At 64.0% G+C, this 1,746-nt stretch carries 1 protein-coding gene; it reads left to right on the top strand.

The window, feature by feature from the left end:
* Window positions 1-224: 224 nt before the first annotated feature.
* Window positions 225-1,559: an IS1182 family transposase gene (locus ACX80C_RS19290; protein WP_459328082.1), complete on the top strand. Its 1,335-nt coding sequence runs from the start codon at window positions 225-227 to the stop codon at window positions 1,557-1,559.
* Window positions 1,560-1,746 lie beyond the last annotated feature (187 nt).

Raw genomic sequence — 1,746 nt, 5'->3', positions numbered from 1 at the left:
CTAGGTGCGTGGGTCAGTAATGGCGGGCGCTGTTTTTAAAACGCCGACGTATTAGCGGTGCCCTGGCGGTGTTGGCTGGGAGAATTGGGGGTATGGATTCCGGTGGCGATGAAGGCCTTTTTGATGATGCACTGGTCGAGCGGGCAGAGCGTGCTGCGGATGAGCGGGTGGATACCAACGGCGGGGTGAGGAAGCGTTTCAGGGCGTTTGAGCCTGATGCGGTGATGCTGGTTCCGCCGTCGTTGGATGAGTGGTTGCCGCGGGGTCATCTGGCCCGGTTCATTGCCGAACTCGTCGAAGCGGAACTGGATTTGACCCGGTTTTACGCCTCCTACGCGAAGGCCAAGGGCCAGCCGCCGTATGATCCGCGGTTGATGCTGCGGGTCGTGCTTTACGGGTACTGCGTTGGGGTGCGGTCCTCGCGGGAGCTGGAGAAAGCGTGCACGGACGTGGTCGCTTTCCGGTGGTTGGCCGCTCAGCAGGCCCCGGATTTCCGGTCCATTGCCCGGTTCCGTGAACGCCATCTCGCGGCGCTGGCGAATGTGTTTCTTCAGGCGTTGGAACTCTGCCGGGCCGCAGGGATGGTGAAGTTGGGGCACGTGGCGTTGGACGGTACGAAGGTGCGGGCCAACGCTTCCCGGCATAAGGCCATGTCCTACGCCCGGCTGAGCGTCAAGCAGAAGGTCCTGGCCGAGGAGATCAGCGACCTGATGGCGGAGGCCAGGAGCGTGGACGCGGCCGAGGATGCCCGCTTCGGGCCGGGCAAACGCGGCGATGAGCTGCCCGCGGAGCTGGCCAACCGGACCCGCCGTGCGGCGGCTTTGAAAACCGCACGGGAATCCATTGAGGCCGAAGCCGCGGACAAGGCACGCCGTGAGGCCGAGGAAAAGGCCCGGAACCGTGGGGACGACGACGGGGATGTCTCCGGCAGGGGCGATGCTGCCGCCGCGGCGGCGGAACCGAAACCCACGGCGCAACGGAACTTCACCGACCCGGACGCGAGGATCATGAAGACCGCGGACGGGTCCTACCACTACTGCTACAACGGGCACGCCGTCGTTGATGCCGGGCACCAGGTCATCGTCGCTACCGAACTGAACAACACCGCGGTGGACGTGCGGCAACTGGCACCGATGGTCAAGAAAACGCAGGACACACTAAAGGCCATGCCCCGGAAGTGGAGTGCCGACGCCGGATACTGCTCAGCAGGAAACCTGGACCACGTCAAGGAAATCGAGACTACTCACGCGGGCACGGAGTTCTTCATCTCCACCAGGCGGATCAAACACAGCCAACCCGTCCCGGAGGCGCCCCGGGGCAGGATCCCAGCGGACGCGACCCTCACTGAGCGGATGGCCCGGAAACTCAAAACGAAGAAAGGCCGGAAGGTCTACGCCCGCCGCAAAGCCATCGTGGAACCGGTCTTCGGACAAATGCACACCCGGCAAGGCAAACATGTGCTCCTGCGCGGGCTCGAGAAGGCATCCGCGGAATGGAACCTGATGGCCGGCTGCCACAATCTGCTCAAACTCCACAGCCACCGTATCCGAACCGTCTGAACACAGGCGGGAAACCGGGGTGTCGGACCCGGGCTGAGTACCACCGGCCACGCCCCACGACGGCCTTCCAAACGTTCGTCCCCGCAAACCGGTATCCGGTCACCAATTCCAGGACAACGGACTGCGGCCCGGCAATCAGCGCTCAACCCTGCGAGACGGTCAAACCACTACCGACACACGCACCTAG

It is taken from the genome of Arthrobacter tecti, from assembly GCF_054511355.1.
The sequence above is the reverse complement of the archived record's forward strand: the minus strand, read 5'-3'. Positions and strand labels throughout refer to the sequence as shown.